The sequence below is a fragment of the Caballeronia insecticola genome (assembly GCF_000402035.1).
Classification (GTDB): domain Bacteria; phylum Pseudomonadota; class Gammaproteobacteria; order Burkholderiales; family Burkholderiaceae; genus Caballeronia; species Caballeronia insecticola.
In genome coordinates this window covers 239,941-258,278 of record NC_021288.1, presented here as the reverse complement: position 1 = coordinate 258,278, position 18,338 = coordinate 239,941, and the positions used below count along the sequence as shown (strand labels likewise).

General features: G+C 59.9%; 17 protein-coding genes. 4 read left to right on the top strand and 13 right to left on the bottom strand.

What is annotated here, in order from left to right; translation table 11 throughout:
* Positions 1–9: 9 nt before the first annotated feature.
* Complete coding sequence (locus BRPE64_RS21965; RefSeq protein ID WP_016347056.1) at positions 10–1,017, top strand: DUF3616 domain-containing protein; 1,008 nt, start codon at positions 10–12, stop codon at positions 1,015–1,017.
* A 22-nt stretch (positions 1,018–1,039) separates the two neighbouring features.
* On the opposite strand, the gene BRPE64_RS21960 is transcribed toward BRPE64_RS21965, so the two are convergent.
* The 4 genes from BRPE64_RS21960 to BRPE64_RS21945 form a co-directional block, all read right to left on the bottom strand.
* Positions 1,040–2,380 carry an acyl-CoA dehydrogenase family protein gene (locus BRPE64_RS21960; protein WP_016347055.1) on the bottom strand — a complete coding sequence of 447 codons (1,341 nt, stop codon included), beginning with the start codon at positions 2,378–2,380 and terminating at the stop codon, positions 1,040–1,042.
* Positions 2,381–2,446: 66 nt separating this feature from the next.
* Complete coding sequence (locus BRPE64_RS21955; protein ID WP_016347054.1) at positions 2,447–3,784, bottom strand: acyl-CoA dehydrogenase family protein; 1,338 nt, start codon at positions 3,782–3,784, stop codon at positions 2,447–2,449.
* A gap of 243 nt (positions 3,785–4,027) precedes the next feature.
* A complete protein-coding gene (locus tag BRPE64_RS21950; RefSeq protein ID WP_016347053.1) occupies positions 4,028–4,669 on the bottom strand; it encodes a helix-turn-helix transcriptional regulator in 642 nt (213 codons plus the stop codon).
* Positions 4,670–4,777: 108 nt separating this feature from the next.
* A complete protein-coding gene (locus BRPE64_RS21945; protein WP_016347052.1) occupies positions 4,778–5,926 on the bottom strand; it encodes a porin in 1,149 nt (382 codons plus the stop codon).
* A gap of 220 nt (positions 5,927–6,146) precedes the next feature.
* Between BRPE64_RS21945 and BRPE64_RS21940 the strand changes: the two genes are divergently transcribed.
* Positions 6,147–6,932: a COG4705 family protein gene (locus BRPE64_RS21940; protein ID WP_232519296.1), complete on the top strand. Its 786-nt coding sequence runs from the start codon at positions 6,147–6,149 to the stop codon at positions 6,930–6,932.
* Between the two features lie 27 nt (positions 6,933–6,959).
* Here the strand turns inward: BRPE64_RS21940 and BRPE64_RS21935 are convergent, their stop codons facing one another.
* Positions 6,960–8,723 carry an MOSC and FAD-binding oxidoreductase domain-containing protein gene (locus tag BRPE64_RS21935; protein ID WP_016347050.1) on the bottom strand — a complete coding sequence of 588 codons (1,764 nt, stop codon included), beginning with the start codon at positions 8,721–8,723 and terminating at the stop codon, positions 6,960–6,962.
* Positions 8,724–8,930: 207 nt separating this feature from the next.
* Between BRPE64_RS21935 and BRPE64_RS33950 the strand changes: the two genes are divergently transcribed.
* Together BRPE64_RS33950 and BRPE64_RS21925 are read left to right on the top strand one after the other, a co-directional pair.
* On the top strand, positions 8,931–9,053 hold the full coding sequence (locus BRPE64_RS33950) for a hypothetical protein (protein ID WP_269765231.1): 123 nt from the start codon (positions 8,931–8,933) through the stop codon (positions 9,051–9,053).
* 8 nt (positions 9,054–9,061) lie between these two features.
* Positions 9,062–9,802 carry a hypothetical protein gene (locus BRPE64_RS21925; protein WP_016347048.1) on the top strand — a complete coding sequence of 247 codons (741 nt, stop codon included), beginning with the start codon at positions 9,062–9,064 and terminating at the stop codon, positions 9,800–9,802.
* Positions 9,803–9,820: 18 nt separating this feature from the next.
* Here the strand turns inward: BRPE64_RS21925 and BRPE64_RS21920 are convergent, their stop codons facing one another.
* The 8 genes from BRPE64_RS21920 to BRPE64_RS21885 form a co-directional block, all read right to left on the bottom strand.
* A complete protein-coding gene (locus tag BRPE64_RS21920) occupies positions 9,821–10,450 on the bottom strand; it encodes an NUDIX hydrolase (RefSeq protein WP_016347047.1) in 630 nt (209 codons plus the stop codon).
* Positions 10,447–11,319, bottom strand: a complete 873-nt coding sequence (locus BRPE64_RS21915) for a D-psicose 3-epimerase (RefSeq protein WP_016347046.1) — start codon at positions 11,317–11,319, stop codon at positions 10,447–10,449. The genes BRPE64_RS21920 and BRPE64_RS21915 overlap by 4 nt, the downstream gene beginning before the upstream one ends.
* Before the next feature lie 64 nt (positions 11,320–11,383).
* Positions 11,384–12,925: a sugar ABC transporter ATP-binding protein gene (locus BRPE64_RS21910; protein ID WP_016347045.1), complete on the bottom strand. Its 1,542-nt coding sequence runs from the start codon at positions 12,923–12,925 to the stop codon at positions 11,384–11,386.
* 47 nt (positions 12,926–12,972) lie between these two features.
* Positions 12,973–13,920: a sugar-binding protein gene (locus tag BRPE64_RS21905; RefSeq protein WP_044042847.1), complete on the bottom strand. Its 948-nt coding sequence runs from the start codon at positions 13,918–13,920 to the stop codon at positions 12,973–12,975.
* Positions 13,921–13,994: 74 nt separating this feature from the next.
* Positions 13,995–14,999: an ABC transporter permease gene (locus tag BRPE64_RS21900; protein ID WP_069915718.1), complete on the bottom strand. Its 1,005-nt coding sequence runs from the start codon at positions 14,997–14,999 to the stop codon at positions 13,995–13,997.
* Positions 15,000–15,206: 207 nt separating this feature from the next.
* Positions 15,207–16,490 carry a D-tagatose-bisphosphate aldolase, class II, non-catalytic subunit gene (locus BRPE64_RS21895; protein WP_016347042.1) on the bottom strand — a complete coding sequence of 428 codons (1,284 nt, stop codon included), beginning with the start codon at positions 16,488–16,490 and terminating at the stop codon, positions 15,207–15,209.
* Entirely contained in the window at positions 16,483–17,448 is a 966-nt protein-coding gene (locus BRPE64_RS21890) for a tagatose kinase (RefSeq protein ID WP_016347041.1), read from the bottom strand. The genes BRPE64_RS21895 and BRPE64_RS21890 overlap by 8 nt, the downstream gene beginning before the upstream one ends.
* Positions 17,449–17,519: 71 nt before the next feature.
* Positions 17,520–18,302 carry a DeoR/GlpR family DNA-binding transcription regulator gene (locus tag BRPE64_RS21885; protein ID WP_232519295.1) on the bottom strand — a complete coding sequence of 261 codons (783 nt, stop codon included), beginning with the start codon at positions 18,300–18,302 and terminating at the stop codon, positions 17,520–17,522.
* Positions 18,303–18,338 lie beyond the last annotated feature (36 nt).

Sequence of the window (18,338 nt, the reverse complement as noted above, 5' to 3'; positions counted from 1 at the left end):
GCGAATGCAATGAACGACATCCAAAGGCGAATCTCTGCCATCACAACGTGCCTCGCATTCGCGCTTGCCGTCTGCGCGCCGCGCGCGTTCGCCGAACCGGTCTCGACGTATCGGGGCATTTGCAATGCATCGGCGGGAATCGATCTCGGCAAGGGCTATTTCGTTGTCGCTGATGACGAGATGAACATGCTGTTCGTCTATCGCTATGAATCGCCCGACTATGTTTCGATGATCGACCTCCGGGACGTTCTGCGCGATGGCGACGGCAAGAAGGAAGCCGACCTCGAAGGCGCCGCCAGAATCGGCGACCGAATCTACTGGATCGGGTCGCACAGCCGCAATAGCGAAGGCGAGTTGAGGCCTGCGCGTCATCGCCTGTTCGCTACACGTATCGACGCCACGAGCGCGACACCCACCGTCAAGCCGCTTGATGCCAAGCCCTACGATGGCTTGCTGAAGGCGCTCGCATCGGACAAACGTTTCGCCACACTCACGGATGCCTCGACGCGAGGCGCCGAACAGCCCGGCGGGCTGAACATAGAAGGACTCGCCGATACCGAGGACGGCGGTCTGCTGATCGGCTTTCGTAACCCGCTTTCCGCAAAGAAGCAGGAAGCCTTCGTGGTGAAGCTCAAGAATCCCGCTGCGGTCGTCGAACAGAACGCAGCACCGGTCTTCGGCGATCTCGTACGTCTCGATCTGGGACGGCGCGGCATTCGCAGCATCGAACGAATTGGCGCGGAGTACTTTATCGTCGCAGGCCCGTTCGATGATGGCGAGCCGGGCGCGGCCACATCGAAGTTCGCCATCTACAAATGGAGCGGCGTGCCCGGCGCGGCTCCCGTGCTTTGGAAGAACATCAGTCCACCCGACTTCCATGCCGAAGGTCTGTTCGAAATAGGCTCGGCAAAACAGCTCTATCTCTTAAGCGACGACGGCGGCGGCCGGTCCAATTGCACACGCAAGAAGAAGCCAACGGACGACAAAACGTTTCGCGGCATGCGCATCGATTTTTGAATCGAACGCGCGATAGCAAAACCTATCGCGCGGCACGCTCGCTTGGTGACTGCACTAACGCCCCCGCGCTTTCCATCGACTTCTGAAAATCCATTCGCCGCGAATCGGCAATCGCACGCGGATCGAATTGATCATCGAGCATGACGCCCCATATCTTGCGCATCTGCATGCCGATATTCCCCGCGTCGTACAGAGGAAAGACGGCGGCTTCGCGCAAGAACTTTTCCATTGGATGCTGCTTGTCGAGTGCGTTGACGCCCATCACCTGAAGCGCCTTAAAGACCGTCGTGAACAAGGTCTCTCCGCAAAAGACCTTCGCCATGGCGCCGACGGCATGTCCGTCCGAATCGAACAGATCCAGATAATGCGCGGCTTTCCATGAGAATGCGCGGCACGCTTCGATCTTCATGGCGATATCGGCCAGCATATAGCCCACCGCCTGATGACGGATCAACGGCACGCCGCCACCGGCGCGCCGCGTCTTCGACCAGTTCAATGCGAACTCATAAGCCGATCGCGCGACGCCGACAGCCGCGATGGCCGCAACCGGTCCCGACCACGTGAATGCCTTGCTGATGACGAGATCGCCGTCGCCGACTGCGAAGATGTTTTCTTCAGGCACGCGGCAGTCCTTGAAGGTCATCGAATTGTTTTGGCACAAGCGATGACCCATCTTCGAAATGGGTTCGCCATAACTGACGCCCGCCGTTCCTCTCGGCACGATGATCGCGCTGAGGCCGTCGCGCCCGCCCTTCTCAGCATCGGTGCGAACGATGCAGACGTTCACGTCCGCGCCCTTCAGGTCCCATCCTCCCGCGTTGCACGGCCAATACTTCTTGCCGTTCAGGACATATTCGCCGCGTCCCTTGTCATGTTTGGCGACGAGTCCGATGCCTGTCGGACGCGCTTCGGGATGATCGAAGTTCGCGGTGCCGCCCGCTTCATCGACCGGTTCGCTGACAGTCCATCCGGCGATATATTCACCGCGCGGATCGCTCGTTGCCTGCACGAGCCACTTTTTCTTTTGCGCCTCCGAGCCGAACCAGACGAGCGGCATGAGCGCCAAGCCGTTCACCAGCAAGACGGTTGCGAATCCGGGATCGACTGCCGTTATTTCTTCGGCGACGATTTGCAGATCGATATTGCTGATGCCTCCGCCGCCGTATTCACGCGGCAGGAAGCCCGTGGCAAAGCCGAGCTTATAACACTCCAGGTAAGCGCCCTTCATCAACGCAAAGGCCTTTTGCGTGTCGCGCTCTTCGTCGGCTTTCTTCACCAGCGGCTGAAGAATTTCCGTCGAAAATTCACGGGCGTTGCGCTGCAACTTTTGTTGCGCGGTAGTCAGGGTGAAATCGATCGACATGGCAGGAGCCTGAAGTCTGGATCGTTGATCGGCGCGCCGAGCTTTGCTGCTGCAAAGAGCGCTTGCTTAAGATGTCGCCTGCGTGCCCGACATGTTCATTTCGGCAGTCAGTCCGGCTGCTTCAGCGTGCTTCTGAAAATAGATGGGCTCGTCGTCCATGGCCGCGCGCGGGTTGAATCGTTCGTGCGCCAGGACACCTTTTACGCGGCGCCGCTGTAGCGCCATGTTGCCGCCATCGTAAATCGGCAAGAGCGCGGCATCATGCAAATGGCGATTGAAACTGAATTCGCTGTCGCTGCTATGCACGCCTACGATCTGCATGCACTTGAACACGCAGTCGAACATTGTCTCCGTGACATTGATCTTGCACATCGCGCCAAAGATTTCGCCGTGATGATCGTGCTTGTCGAGATAATCGGCAGCACGCCATGCAAAATAGCGCGCCGATTCGATCTTCGTCGCAACTTCACCCAGCACGTAGCCCACATTGTCGAACCGGCTAATCAATGGAAGCGAATGACCCGTGTGTCGCTTAGCGAATCGCAGTGCGACTTCATAAGCCGCGCGCGCCACGCCTGCTGCGGCAATCGCCGCCACAGGACCGAAGCATGCGAAATTGCGATTGACGACCCGATCTCCATTGCTTTCCGTACCGGGCAGCAAGTTCTCGACCGGAACGACGGCATTGTCGAATTCGATGATCGCGTTCGATGTCGTCCGACGCGCCTCGTGATCCGCGAAGCTGCATTTGACGCCCGGCGTCCCACGCTCCACCACGATTGCCGACAAGCCTCTCGTCGCGCCGGATTCGGAGCCGGTTCGGACGATGACCGTCTGCGAGTCCGCGCCCATGCCGTCCCATCCCGCAGCCGATGACCATTTCTTCCGGCCTTTCAAGATGTAGTGATCGCCGCGAAGCGTCGCGCTCAATCCTATGCCCGCGGCCGAAAGCGGATTATCGAAGTGCGCGCCAGCCTTCGTCGCGCCGGGCGGCTCGGCTGCGGTCCACGCCGCGAGATATTGTTTGTTGGGATCTGAAGTCGCTGCGCCCACGAAGCGGCGCTTTTGCGTTTCGGTGCCGTACCAGATCACCGGCATCAAACCGAGTCCGTTGCATAGCACCGTGCAGGCGAAACCCGGATCGACCGCCGATATCTCCTCGGTCGCGATGGTGAAGTCGAGGCAAGACAGTCCTCCTCCACCATAAGCGGCAGGAAGCATCGCCGTGGCAATCCCCAGACGATATGCTTCGATATAAGCGGGCTTTCTTTTCGCCAGTGCGACGATCAGATCGAGTTCCTGTTCTGCATCGGCAAGCAACGGCGCCAGAACCGACTCGGCAAATTTGCGTGCCTTCACCTGCACCGCTTTCTGAGCCGCCGACATCGTGAAGTCGATTGTCATCTGAAGCCTCCATTGAAGGGATTGCGGGCCACGATTCGTGGGTCGGTTCCACCACAATAGGCAAGGCTTTTATCGCGAACAATAGTCAAAAGTGTCGAAAGCCGAACTGTTACAACTTAGTCGGAAGGACGCGCGAAACGTTATGCAGGAAGGCTCGACCGCTCAAGGGCGATCTATGCAAGCATTTGCTTAAACCGGCTCAAGCGGAAATAGAAGGCAATGATTGCCGTCAGAAGATAACGGCTAAGCAAACGGCTTAAAGCGAAATCGGCAGGCTTCTCCGCCGCGCTGCATGCACGTCTGATGCTCGACTTCCGTTCCCATCAGGCCGGACAGAAAGCCGATATCGAAACGGCAAACCTCGGGGTGATCTCGCGTGAGATCGTGATAGACGCAATTGGTGCATTCGACGCGGGGCAGTTTCGACAGCCCTTCCGGTTCAATTTCCGAAGCGCGAAAGCCCGCCTCGTTCATGATCTTGACCGTCTCGGTTATCCGCTCGGAACGCGTTTTGCCTAGAAGCCGTGGAATCAGGCTTGCCGAAGTTGCCATGCCGAGATCGAACATATAGCGATCAAGCCGCTCTGGACCCAGTTCATTGCGAAGCGTGGACACGAGCAAGGCTGAGAACCAAGAATATTGCTTAGGGAATTGATTGGTGCCTTCTTGCGTCAGCACATAAGTCTGAACAGGCCGTCCTCCGGTCTTTCTCGGCGCACTCTTTCGAATGAAATTTCTGCGCTCCAGGGCAATCAGATGTTGATTAACCGCTGTTCTGCTCAGGCCGATCGCCGCGATTATTTCATCGACCGTCAGACCGCTTTTGTGTTCGAGCAGTTGGTCCAGAATCCCTTGGCGGGTACTGGAGATCGGGTCGGTAGCCATAAGGTTCTAAGCCAGGATGCGGCGCTCCGCGGACTTGATACAAGAATACACCCCTTGTACGTTGCGGCAATACCGCGCATCACATTGGCGTTGCATGGCGTGATGCTGTCAAAACCGTGTCCGCATGCCGACCGTGCCCACAACTTGATTAGACGTCGACGAAGCGCCGCCCGAGTTGCTGACGAACGCCACATAGCCGTGGCCGATCGCGTGCTGATACATCGCTTCGGCATAAACGTCCGTTCTTTTCGATAGCGAATATATCGCCTGAAGATTGATCTGACTCCACTTCGGGTCCGAACCGAAGGTAGCGCTTTGCGTCAGGTGTCCGTCCGTATAGGTGTACGACGCGCCGAGATTGAAAGTCTGCGTGACGGCGTATTTTCCGCTTATTTCGTAGTTGTCGAAGATAAGCGTGCCGTTGTTGGAGCCGAACGCGTGCGTGTTCTGAAACTGGCTATGCGAGTACGCGAATCCAAACACGGCCGCACCGTAGGTGTAGTTCGCGGCGGCGGCAACCGTGCGCTGCACGTCCGCGCCGATCTCGAATCCACCGACACCATTTGAAGGCGATTCAGCCGGGTCCACCGCGCCTGCCGTGCCGCTTGCCGAATCGGATCCGTTGAACTGAAGATAAGCGACGGCAACGTTCAAATGACCAACGGCATAAGTCAACCCGACGCTGTACGCGCGATTATCGGCAAAGCTGGGGCTGTTTGAGAAGCCATACATGCCGCCGAACTTCAAGCCGTGGTAATCGACGCTAGTAAATTTGATCGCGTTATTGATGCGCAAAGTGTGATCGAAGGTATCGTTGTCGAACGGATGGGCGAAGCCGGTATCGCCGAATGTCGCCGCTACTCCGGAGAGCGGTGCGACGAAGTCGGTCACGAAGTCGTATTGACGGCCTAGCGTGACCGCACCGAATTGTTCGCTTGCAAGGCCGACATAAGCCTGTCTTCCAAACAAGCGGTTGTTCTGCCCGAGCTTTCCGTTCTGCGCGTTAAAGCCGTTTTCCAGAAGAAAGATCGCGTGCAGCCCGCCGCCCAGATCTTCCGATCCACGCAAACCAAAGCGCGATCCGTTTATCTCTCCGCTCGTCGCCTGATAAAGCGGACCATGCGACGTGCCCCGCTCGACGTTGTTCGTGTACATGAGTCCGACGTCGATCAAACCGTAAAGCGTCACTGACGTCTGCGCGTGTGCGGCTGTCGTCGCTGCAAGCGCCGAGATGGCGACAACGATCGCTTTCTTCATCGCCCACCTCACGTATGGCTCGTTTCGACTTAAACCGCATCGTGTATTTAATGAAAGCGCAGACGATGCAGCGCGTCGAGTACACAGTCGTATTGGGGCCTATACGATGGTTTGGTGCATGCAGGCGTGTTCGAGCACTAAAGAATACGCACAGCGCTTCAGGAAAACCTAAGGATCGGCGCGCTAGAGTCGGGCCATCTGAATGAAAGAGGGCTTCCTGATGTCACGCGAATTCACGCTGTCTGACCACGCATCCAAAGTTCCGCCGATCACGCTCGCTTTCTGGATCGTCAAGATCGCGGCAACGACACTCGGCGAAACCGGCGGCGACTGGGTCTCGATGTCGCTGCACCTCGGCTATCTGATCGGCTCGGCGATCTTCGCGCTGCTCTTCGCCGGCCTCGTGATGGCGCAGGTCAAGGCACAGCGCTATCACGCGTTCCTCTACTGGGCGACGATCGTCGCCACGACCACGCTCGGCACCACGCTCGCCGACTTCGCGGACCGCTCGCTCGGGATTGGCTATCCGGGCGGCGTGAGCATCGTGGCCGCGTGTCTGATCGTGAGTCTTGCCGTGTGGTATCGCGTGGAAGGCAGCGTGTCGGTGAATAGCGTCGAGACGCCCCGCGTCGAATGGTTCTACTGGGTGACGATTCTCTTCTCGCAGACGTTGGGCACCGCGCTCGGCGACTGGGTGGCGGGCAACGATCGCGGCGGCATGGGCCTCGGCTACGAAACCGGCGCGCTCATTTTCGGCGGCTTGCTCGCCCTCGTCGCCGTGTTGTACTTCTTCGATGCGTTGTCCCGCACGCTGTTGTTCTGGGCCGCGTTCGTGCTGACGCGCCCGCTCGGCGCCACGCTCGGCGACTTCTTCGACAAGCCGGTCGCGGAAGGCGGACTCGCGGTGAGCCGGCTAAGCGCATCGCTGATCTTGTCCGCCTTCATGCTCGTCTGCCTCACCTGGATGACGTTCACGGATATGCGTCAGCGCAAGGCACTGCGGTAGTGCGAGGAAGACTGCGACCGTCGCAACTCACAGATCGATTACTACGTCGCCTTTGGGTTGCGCGCAGCATATGAGCACGTTGCCATCGGCGGCTTTGTCCAGCGGTTCGGGATCATAGTCGACCGATCCCGACACGAGTCCGCTCTCACAGTTATGGCACACGCCGGTGCGGCATGACCATCGAACGGGAACGTCGCAGGCTTCGGCCAGTTCGAGCAGACTGCCGTACGTTGCTGCGTTCCAGTGCACGGTGATTTGACTGCGCGCGAAGGACACGTTCGGCCCTTCACTTGCCGCACAGCGTGGCAAATGCGGCGCGCGCAGCGGCGCGTCTACAATGCCCGGATTCAACGACTCGACGCCACCGAAGCGTTCCATGTGAACGCGTCGTCCATCCATGCCGATGCCTACGAGCGTATCCTTCATGTCGTTCATGAAGCGCGTGGGTCCGCAAATATAGACATCCGCATCCTTCGCGATGCCTGCGCCTTCGAGAATGGCGCGCGACATGCGTCCGGTTGCATCGAAACGTTCGCCGATACGGTCGTCCGTTCCCGGCGCGCTATAACAGATATGACTGCGTGCATGCTTCATCGTGCGCAGCAAACTGCGAGCTTCATCGGCAAATGGATGATGTTCGCCATCGCGTGTCGCATACAGCCACAACACGTCCCTCTCCGACCCTGCGCTCGAAAGCGCGCGCAACATGGCTAACACGGGCGTGGCACCGATTCCCGCACTCATCAGCACGAGCGGACCCTTGCCTTCTTCGAGAACGAAGCTTCCGCGTGGCGCGCTGACGTTTAGCGTGTCCCCTACGCGCACATGATCACGAAGATGACTTCCGCCTGCACCATGCGGCTCGATCTTCACACTGATGCGATATTGTCGAATCGACGGCGCACCGGACAGCGAATAGCTTCTGAACAAGGGCGGCTCGCCGCTCGTTCGATTGATCTTCAACACGACGTATTGGCCCGGACGCGGCAGCGGCAAAGGCTCGTTATCCGTTGCTTCGAACACGAAGGAAAGAACGTCCGCGGACTCGCGTTCGATGGCCGTCACCTGAAGTTTCCGAAAGCCGGCAGGCGCGGCGTTCGACGTGGCGGCCTGTGCGAGCCCCGCGTTACCGCTCGTCACGCCTGCGTCGATGCTGCCGAGCATCGCCTTGAACGATCCGCGCCAACCGGGCGAGAGCGCATCGATTCGTAAAGCGCGTTCGAGTTGATCGCGCGGATGATTGGCCGAGTATAGCAGCGCGTTCATCTGCTCGATCGTCATGCGTTCCTTCGCTGAACGCAACAGTACGATCTCGTCACCCGCGCCGACCTCACCTTGCTCGAGCACGCGCATATAGAATCCCGGGCGCCCGCTCGATGTCAGCAGCGCCGCCATCCTCGGCTCGTTCATTCGAATGCCGACGCGATAACACGTGACTCGCGGTTGCGTGACTTCGAACACCGCGCCGCCAATCCTATACACGTCGCCGACGCATACGGCGTCGTCGGGCAAGCCGTCGATCGTAAAGTTCTCGCTGAACTGGCCATACGTGAAGGCTTCTCTGCTCAAGCGTTCCTGCCAATATCGATAAGACTCGATCTGATAGGCAAGCACTGCGCGCTGCTCTCCGCCATGCCCGCCGAGATCGCCCTGGCCGTCACCGTCGAGGCCCGTGGGTTTCGCCATGCAACGACCCTGAAGCGGATATTTCCAGCTTCCGGTATGCACGGTGCGCCCCTTCCATTCGATGTCGCGCGGAAGCCCTACATTCACCGATAGCAGCCTGGCCATTTTCGGACCTCCAATCCGCGACTCAACGTGTGTGCGTAATCGAGCATTGATCAGACGGTAAGCGCGTGTGGGCTTCGTCCGCGTGATGGACAAGATTACTCGATCGTTTGCGCGTGTGCATTCGGCAGGTGAACGAGGGTCTCGTCGCGGAATAAGCAACGCATGTTCAAGGTCTTGCAGACAAGACACTCTGAATGGAAGATCGACATGGACATCATCGATATGGCCCGTGCGTCAGGTTTGACGGTGGTGCTCGACGGCAGAATCGGTCGCGACAGCATGTCTTGCCATGTATCGCCGGCTCCGAAGTTCGTTCGTGAACATGCGTGAGCGTTCAAGTGCACGCCGTCCTGCGCCGCTTGCAGCTTGCGTCAGGTCTCGTCCTGCTGATCTATCTGTTTCTGCATCTGATCAACCATGCACTCGGTATCGGGTCACTCGAACTTGCAGGGCGCGGGCTCGTGCTGGCGCTGCATCTCTGGCGCAGCATCCCCGGCACGATCGCGTTGTATGGCGCGGCCTGCCTGCATTTCGCGCTGGCATTGCACACGATTTACGGGCGCCGCCATTGGGCCATGCCGGTCGCCGAATGGATTCGCCTGAGCGCGGGCCTTAGCCTGCCGCTGCTGCTCATCCGCCATGCAGTCGCAACGCGTCTTGCTTCTTCTTTGTATGGCTTCGAGCCGGATTACGAACGGGTGGTCACCGTGCTGCTCACGAGCGGCACACAGGGCCTGCAACTCGCGCTACTTGCGCCGGGCTGGATTCACGGATGTCTCGGGCTCTGGTTTCGGCTGCGTCATCATCGACTCGCGCGCCGTGCGAAGCTCGTGTTGCTGGCGCTCGTCGTGCTGCTGCCGCTGCTTTCGGCGGCAGGCTTCATTCGCATGATGCAGGCTATCGAGGCCAAGGGGCATTCACTGCCCGCGCCCGATGCGACTTTGCTCGTTCATCAAAGCGCCCTCGAGGCATGGCGGCACGATCTTCTGCTTGGCTATCTGTCGCTCATCATCAGCGTGTTGATCGCCGGGCAGATTCGTAACGGGTTCGAACGCCGAAGAACCTGCCGCACACGATGAGGCCCGCGCTGAAGGCGATCAATCGAAGTCCGTTCGATCGTGGCGGCGTAATTCATCGAGCCGCCTGATCTGCTCGGGCAGCACGCGCCCGAGCGACAGTGCAGGCAATGCATCGATATCGAAGAAGCCGGCCTCGATCGTTTCCGCGCCGACGAGTTCGCCCGCCGTCACGATGCGGCCGAGAAACACGAGCTTCCAGATATGAAACAACGACGGCGGATGCGCATGCGCATTCATGTCCCACACGGCGAGCAGCCGAACGATATCGACGCTATAACCGCTTTCCTCACGCACTTCCTTCGCTGCATTCGCCGCCGGTGAAACGCCGACATCGGCCCATCCGCCCGGCAAGGACCACAAGCCATCCGCTCGTTCGCGCACGAGCAGAATGCGGCTGGTGTCGTCGAACACGGCGCATCGCACGTCGAGTTTCGGATTCGCATAGCCGGATTCGAGGGCGAACAGTTGCGCGACCGCTTGCGCATCCATCGATGAAATCTCGGCGAGTTGCGCATGCGCAATACCGGCGATCTCGTCGTAGCGTTCCTTGTCGAAATCGCTGGTCGCGTAATGCAGGCCCGTCTGCGCAATCGCGAGCAAACGACGCGCCTGTTCCAGACGCCGTATCGACACGCCGTCGAGTGTCACGCGAGATGTCCGCGCACGAAGTTCAATGAGCGGCGTGCGCGTTCGTCCATCTGTTCATCCGTCGCGCCGTTCGACATGTCGCGCCAGACGCCCACGGCACGACTCACCGAGCCGCCCGGACGCATGAACGGCTCCATGACGATGGTGCCGTCGTAGTCGATCTCTTTCAACGCGCCGAAGATTTCATCCCACGGCAGACGGCCTTCGCCCGGCGGCAAGCGGTTCGCTTCGCCGAGATGGAAGTGTCCGAGCCTGCCGCGGCACGCGAGAATGGCATCGCGAAACGAGTTCTCTTCGATGTTCATGTGGAACGTATCGAGCTGCACCTTGCACCACGGATTATCGACTGCATCGCAGAACGCGAGCGCCTCGCGTGCATCGTTGGCGAGCCATTGCTCGAAGCGATTCACCACTTCCAGCGCGTAGATAATGCCGTACCCTTCAGCGACCTTGATGACACGCCGCACGCTGTCCACCGCGCGTTCGACGTATGGACGCTTGTCCTTCATGCCGGGCGGCGGCGATTGCGGCCACGCGCAGAATGTCAGGCCCGCGAAAACCGGTGCGCCGAGCATATGGCAATCGTCGAGCAGATGCTTCACGTATTCCGTGCCCGCATCGCGCACGCTCTGTTCCGGCGATGCGAAATCGTACTCGGGCTTGAGACCGATGCAGCACATCACCGTCAAACCGAGATCGTCGGCGACGGTCTTTAGTTCGCGCTTCTTCGCATCGGGCAAGTTATGGAACTCGGAGAGCGATATCTCCATCATGTCGAAACCCAGTCCCGAGATGCGCTTCGCCACAGCCGGAAAATCCACGAGCCATTCAGTCGACCAGTATGTATAGAACATGCCTACTTTGTTCATCGCTGCTCCATTGATAAGGATGACGAACGTATCGAACGGAAATATCGCACAGGAGATTCGAAGCCTAAGAGACGAATCCCGTCGGCTTGACTTCAGGATGCGAAGGGTCCGCATGCTCAAGCGCGGCGAGCGACATGATGCGCTCCTCGGAAGCATCGTCGAAACTGACTTCGCCCGCGAGCTGTCCCGCGCGCATCACGAGAATGCGATCCGAGATCGTGAGTATCTCGGGCAGATCGCTCGATATCACGAGAATTGCGAGGCCATCGCGGGCCAGTTCGCGCATCAGCGCGTAGATTTCCGCTTTCGTGCCGACATCCACGCCGCGCGTCGGTTCGTCGACGATCAGCACGCGCGGCTTCGATGCGAGCCACTTTGCCAGCACGACCTTCTGCTGATTGCCGCCGCTCAGCAGGCCAACGAGTTGCTCGACGGTCGGCGTCTTGATCTTGAAGCGGCCGACATAGCTGTCGATCATGCGCGCTTCCTGCAGCGGCCGAATGAAGCTCGCCGACGACAAGCGTCCGAGCCCAAGTGCCGCAAGCGACAGGTTGCTGCCCACCGACATGCCGAGCACGAGCCCCTGGTCCTTGCGATCTTCAGGCACGAGCCCGATGCCGAGTTTCATCGCATCGCGCGGCTTCGCGATCTTGACGAGCTTGCCTTCGATCTCCACCGTGCCATGCTTCGGCGGCGGCGCACCGAATATGCCCATCGCGACTTCGGAACGGCCCGCGCCGATCAGCCCCGCCAGGCCGACGATTTCACCGCGACGCAGCGAGAACGACACATCGCGATAACGTTCGTCATCGCCCAGTCCCTTCACGTTCAGCACGACAGGCGCATGCTCATGCTCGGGACGAATGCGCTTCACTTCCGCGAGATCGCGGCCGACCATCAGGCGCACGACTTCATCGGGCGATGTATCGGTCAGGCGCGCGGTGCGCACGTGCTTGCCGTCGCGAAGCACCGTGACGGCATCGCAATTGTCGAACACCTCGCGCATGCGATGCGAGATATAGAGGATCGTGACGCCGCGCGCACGCAGTTCATGAACCACTTTGAAGAGCGTCAGCGAATCCGCTTCGGAGAGACTCGACGTCGGTTCGTCCAGAATCAGCAAACGCGGCTCGTGAATCAGCGCCTTACAAATCTCGATCAACTGTTGCTGCGCGATTGTCAGATCGCCGAGACGCGTGTCGGGATGTTGCGCGATGCCCAGCCGTTGCATCGCCTCGCGCGCGCGTTCGAGCAACTGCCCGCGATCGACAAACACATGCGCCGCGCGTGGCTCCGCACCGAGAAAGATGTTCTCCGCGATCGTCATGTTCGACGCGAGCATCAACTCCTGAAAGACGATCGAGATGCCCTTCTGCGCGGCATCGCGCGTGCTCGAGAACGAGACTTCCTGACCGTCGAAGATCAGGCGGCCCGATGTCGGCGCGTGCGCGCCCGCGATCACCTGCATCAACGTCGACTTGCCCGCGCCGTTCTCGCCCATGACCGCGTGCACGGTCCCCGCTTCCACGTTGAAGGAGACTTCCTGCAGCGCTTTTACGCCCGGATAAGTCTTCGTGATCTGCTCGACGCTCAAAAGCACGCTCATGGCAGGACTCTTCGCGGAAGAAGTGCGGGACCGCTCCCGCACGGGTTTTATTTGCCGCCGACGAACTTGTCGACGTTCGACGAGTTGACGATATCCACGCCCGTATCCGTGACCGGCGGAACCTTGCCGCCCTTCGAGAGCGAATCGAGTTGCTTGATCGACTCGGTGCCCATCGTGAGCGGACGCTGGCCGATCAGCGTGGTCGCATAACCTTCCTTCAGCAGCTTGATCTGCGAAGGCAAGGTATCGAACGACACGATCACGAACTTGCCGGACTTGATATCGGCGGCCTTGTTCTTGACGGCGCGGATATAGGCTTCGGGCGCGAACATCGGCCAGCCGCCCGCGAAGAAGATGCCGTCGAGATTCGGGTTCTTCGCGAGCATGTCCTGAATCAACTGCACGCCCGTGCTCGAATCGTCATTGCAGGCGAAGGGCGAGCCCGACACTTCCTTGAAGCTGCCGTTGAGTTTCGACTTGAAGCCCTTGATACGTTCGTTCAGATTCGCAGCCGACAAGCCGCCCGTGAGAATCGCGTATGTGCCGCCCTTGGGCAACGCTTTCGCGAAAGCTTCGCCCGCTGCTTCGCCGCCCGCTTCGTTGTTGGTGCCGATAAACGCGATGCGCTTGGACTTGGGCGCGTCGGAATCGAACGTGACGACCGGAATGTTCTTCGCCAATGCCGCGCTGATAACGCCGCTGATCGAGTCCGCATTGTTCGGCGCGATCGCGATGCCCGCCACTTTCTTCGTGATCAGATCGCGCACGATACGCCCTTGCTCCGCATCGTCGAGCTGTGCCGGGCCGGTGAACAGACACTCGGCGCCGATCTTCGCCGCTTCTTCCTTGCAGCCCTTTTCCGCATCGGCATAAAAGGCGACGCCGAGCGCCTTCGGCACGACGGCGAACACTTTCTTGTCCGCGGCCTGTGCCTCTGCAATGCCGATCCCGAGAAGGAGCGTGGCGGCTACGACGCTGAGCAGGGTGCGTGTCATGGTTGTCTCCTGGAGTCGTTCAAGGTTGTTGTGGTCAAGCATGAGGCATAGGGCACATAAGGCATGCATGGCGCTCAGCGACGTCGCCAGACGCCCTTTCTGAGCTGATCGATAAACACCGCAAGCACGATGACGGAACCGACGAACACACCTTGCCAGTAAGCGTCCGTGCCGAGCAGCACGAGGCCGTTGCGCAGCACTTCGAGTATCACCGTGCCGACGAATACGCCGATCACCGTGCCTTCGCCGCCGGACAACGCCGTGCCGCCGATCACCGCCGCCGCGATAACGGAGAGTTCCTTGCCGAGGCCCTGATTGGAAATCGCGGACGAGAGATAACTGACTTCGATGATGCCCGCGAGACCCGCGAGCACCGACGAGCTCACATAGACGCTCATCTTCAGGCGATCGACATTCAGGCCCGTGAGCGTGGCCGCGCGCTCGTTGCCGCCGATTGCATAAAGCTGGCGGCCATACACGGTGCGCTTCAATACGATCGCAACGATGATCGCGAGCACGACGAAGATGATGAACGGCACGGGCAGATCGAAGATATCGCCGCCGCCGAGCGCGAAGAACGCATCGCCATCGGGACGAAAACCGTCGATAGCCTTGCCGCGCGTAATGACGAGTGCGAGCGCGCGCGCGATACTCATCGTCGCGAGTGTCGGCACGAAGGGCAGCATGCGCAGCTTGGTCACGCAGAAGCCGTTGAAGAGACCGACCACGCCGCAGATGACCAGCGTGAGCGCGCATGCGGGAACGACGCCCATGCCCGCCTGCATCATCGCAGCGGACGCGACTGCCGCCAGACCCCAGACGCTGCCCACCGAAAGATCGATGCCGCCCGTGATCATCACCATCGCCTGCCCGAGCACGACAATGCCGATGAACGAGAGATTGCGCGCATCGTTGAGCAGATTGCCCTTGCTCGCGAAGTCCGGCGCGAAGATCGACAGGAGGATCACCATGATCAGCAATGCGCCGACGATGCCTGTCTCGCGTGAATGAAGCAGTTGCGCAGCGAACCCGGCACGCGGCTTCGTTCGCTCCTTCGGGGCCAAAGTGGGCTTGCTCATTGTCGCCTCCGGTGCCTCGGTGCGCTCGCCGCCTCGCGGTGCAAGCTGCTTTTGTCGTGAAAGAGTGTAGTTTCGGGTCGAAAGGCGGTCAAAGCGGGTTTTCCCTGTCGGGGGTCACTCAGGCTTTACGTTCATCCATGAATCACGAGACCCACATGTTGGAATCCTCACGATGAACGGTGAGCGAATACCGGACAAGGCGCGTGCTTACGCTCTGCATGCGGCCGCATACATGCCGATAACATCGCGAACCTTGCTATGGATGAGGCTCATGGGCGTTGCGTCGATCTCGTTGCGGCGCAGCTTCCAGTATTGCTGCGGCATGGTTTGGCTAATGAGGTTTTCGCGCACGCCGATAGCCGAGAGATTGGCGATGAGCTTGCGCGTCGCTTCACTTATCGCGGGATCGGTCCAGTAATAGCGGACGCGGTCGCTATAGCTATAGGTCCGCAACAGGCGCTGTTCATCTTCGCTGCCGTGGTAGTACGCATTCCATTTGTTGGGTTGTTCGAGCATTACGCGCTCGACCACATCGCGCAGATGCGAACATGCCTGAGGGGCGATGAGTTCGCTTTCGATGTCCACCAGCGCGTACAGCGCTTCACGCAGCGCGAACGTCGTGCCGGGCCCGACTTTCAAAATGGCGAAGCCGTCGTTCACGAGCGCGGCCAGTGCCTCGGGGGTTTGATAGTCGGTCGAATGCGCTTCGAAGACCATGCCGGGCAGCTTCGCGAGCACATCGGACAGACCGCTTGCACGCGCGGCATCGTAGTCGACGACCTTCGTATGATCGAACTCGACGCCCGGTTGCACGACGAGACCAACCACACGTTCCCACGCCGCTTCGAGACCGTGCGTTTGCCACGCACGCCGATGCACCGCGACCGTTTCGAGCGCCGCGCTCGCATGCGTCACTTCGACGGACGCGAGTTCATCAGAAGCGCCGCCGGGCACGGGCACTTCGGTGCCGATCACATAAACCGGACGATCGCCAAGACCCACGCGCGCAGCCGCCGCTTCCGCAACCGCACACAGACGCGCGGCGCGTTCCGCCACGATTTCGTCGGACAGGCGCGGCGGGTCGTCGGCGCAGCGCATGCTTGCATCGAGATGAATCTTGCGAAAGCCTGCTGCGACATAAGCGTCGATCAGCGCGTCTGCGCGTTGCATCGCTTCGCTGCCCGGCAAATCGCGCCACGCATTCGGGCCGAGATGATCGCCGCCGAGTATCAGACGCTCGTGCGGAAAGCCCATGCGTTCCGCGAGCCCGAGAACGAAGCGCACGAAATCCGCGGGCTTCATGCCGGTGTAGCCGCCGTATTGATCGACCTGATTCGATGTCGACTCAATGAGCAAGGGCGTATCGTCATCGAGCGCCTGCATCATGCCTGCTTCGATGACCCACGGATGCGCCGAGCAAATCGAATAGATGCCCTTGAGACGCCGCGCGGCGTTCGCATCGCCGCTCAAACGCGTGACGATGTCAGTCATGGCCCGCCTCCGTGCGCTCCGCAATGAATGCATCGAGTTCCGCGAGCGTGGCCGTGCCTTCCATCGGTCCGCGATACGTGACCGCGCGAGCGCCCGCCGCGCCTCCGTATTTGAGGGCGTCGTCGAGCGAGAAGCCTTGCGCGCGACATGCGATATACGTGCCGCCAAAGCAGTCGCCCGCGCCGGTGGGATCGACTTCGGTTACGTTCAGCGCGGGAAAGTGACGCTCGTTCGTGCCATCGTAATAGCTGCAACCTTGCTTGCCGCGCTTGATGACGATCTCTCGCACACCGCGCGCAAGCAACTCGGCGACCGCGCCCTCTTCGGTGCTGGCGCTCGCCAGCAGCATTACTTCATGACCGCTGGGCAGAAAGACATCGGTGTAGTCGAGGATGAAGTCGAGCGCCTCGCGCATTTCGGGAATGCGCAGCATCTCCTTGCGAATGTTCGGATCGAAGCTGACCGTGCCGCCGCTTGCCTTCACGCTCTCGATCACCTTCTTCATCGCCTCGATAATGCGAAACGAAAACAGCGACGAGCCCATGACGTGAAAGTGCCGGCACTCTTTCAGCAAAGGCTCGCGAATTTCGCCGACCGACAAATGACCCGACGCGCTGTTCGCGATGTTGTAGATGAAATCGCGGTCGCCGTCATCGCGATACGTCACGAATGCGCTGCCCGTGGTCGCCGCTTTGATGACCGAGATGCCCGACACATCGACGCCGTCCGCCTTTAGCCGTTCGATGTTGAGCGCGCCGAAATCGTCATCGCCAACACAGCCGATGATCGCGCAGCGGCTACCGCATTTCGCCACCTGATCGATGAAAATAGCGGGCGCGCCGCTCGCATACGGACCCATCAGCATGCCGGGCCGACGAAACGATTGTCCGATTTCGGTGGCCAGTATCTCGACGAGGATCTCGCCCATCGTCACGATGTAGCCTGCGGTTTTAGCCATGGCGAATTTAATTAGGACATCGATATAAATAACATCCAGATCAGCGACGCTGTCATGCAGGCCTCGGCTTCTTATGAACCGTTGCGGCGAAACTCGAGAATGCCGTTGTCTCTTCTTTGCAGATGCAAACCGTTACGCGACACTGCATCGAGCGTCGGTGGATCGATGCCGTCGTCGATCAAAAGCGTGTCGATATCGTGCACGCTCGCGAACACTTCACCGCTGCGTTCATCGAGCAGCGGCTGATACGCAACGACGATAGTACGCGTGGCCGCCTGCGCCGCAGCGTGCGCGACGCGAGCGAGCGCATGATCCGCCGCGAACAGATTGCCCGCGCGATCGAGCCCGCACGCCTGCAACAAACATACGTCGATCGGACGCCGCGCGAGCGATGCCTCGGCATCCGGTCCCGTCAACGCCGTCGTGCCGTATTCGAGCTGACCGCCCGTCAGCAACAACTCGCAATGCATGAAACGCTGTACCGTCTGCGCAATGCCGATGTCCTGCACCAGCAGCGACAGATTGCTTCGGTCCGACAAAAACGGTACGACCTTATGAATGATCTCTCCGGCGCCGAGCATCAGCGCTTCGTCATCACCGACGCGCTCGGCGGCGAAGCGCGCGATCATCGTCTCCGACGACTTGCGCGTCGTGCCGTCCGATGCGGGGACGAGCATGTCGTCGCCTTTCTTTTGCGCGAGATAACGCGCCTTGCCGAAAGAGCGCAACAGATAGCGTTGCTGTTCGAGATAAGTCAGATCACTGCGAATGGTGACACTCGATACGTCGAACGCCTGACTCAACTCTTCCACGGATACTTCCCCGCGTTTGCGCACGAGCTCGACAATTTGCAAGCGGCGCTTCAGGGAGCTCTTATTGGTGAGCATCGA

Coding starts and splice junctions, on each gene's coding strand:
- BRPE64_RS21965 (WP_016347056.1), top strand. CDS start 10: ATGAACGACATCCAAAGGCGAATCTCTGCCATCACAACGTGCCTCGCA.
- BRPE64_RS21960 (WP_016347055.1), bottom strand. CDS start 2,380: ATGTCGATCGATTTCACCCTGACTACCGCGCAACAAAAGTTGCAGCGC.
- BRPE64_RS21955 (WP_016347054.1), bottom strand. CDS start 3,784: ATGACAATCGACTTCACGATGTCGGCGGCTCAGAAAGCGGTGCAGGTG.
- BRPE64_RS21950 (WP_016347053.1), bottom strand. CDS start 4,669: ATGGCTACCGACCCGATCTCCAGTACCCGCCAAGGGATTCTGGACCAA.
- BRPE64_RS21945 (WP_016347052.1), bottom strand. CDS start 5,926: ATGAAGAAAGCGATCGTTGTCGCCATCTCGGCGCTTGCAGCGACGACA.
- BRPE64_RS21940 (WP_232519296.1), top strand. CDS start 6,147: ATGTCACGCGAATTCACGCTGTCTGACCACGCATCCAAAGTTCCGCCG.
- BRPE64_RS21935 (WP_016347050.1), bottom strand. CDS start 8,723: ATGGCCAGGCTGCTATCGGTGAATGTAGGGCTTCCGCGCGACATCGAA.
- BRPE64_RS33950 (WP_269765231.1), top strand. CDS start 8,931: ATGGACATCATCGATATGGCCCGTGCGTCAGGTTTGACGGTGGTGCTC.
- BRPE64_RS21915 (WP_016347046.1), bottom strand. CDS start 11,319: ATGAACAAAGTAGGCATGTTCTATACATACTGGTCGACTGAATGGCTC.
- BRPE64_RS21910 (WP_016347045.1), bottom strand. CDS start 12,925: ATGAGCGTGCTTTTGAGCGTCGAGCAGATCACGAAGACTTATCCGGGC.
- BRPE64_RS21905 (WP_044042847.1), bottom strand. CDS start 13,920: ATGACACGCACCCTGCTCAGCGTCGTAGCCGCCACGCTCCTTCTCGGG.
- BRPE64_RS21900 (WP_069915718.1), bottom strand. CDS start 14,999: ATGAGCAAGCCCACTTTGGCCCCGAAGGAGCGAACGAAGCCGCGTGCC.
- BRPE64_RS21895 (WP_016347042.1), bottom strand. CDS start 16,490: ATGACTGACATCGTCACGCGTTTGAGCGGCGATGCGAACGCCGCGCGG.
- BRPE64_RS21890 (WP_016347041.1), bottom strand. CDS start 17,448: ATGGCTAAAACCGCAGGCTACATCGTGACGATGGGCGAGATCCTCGTC.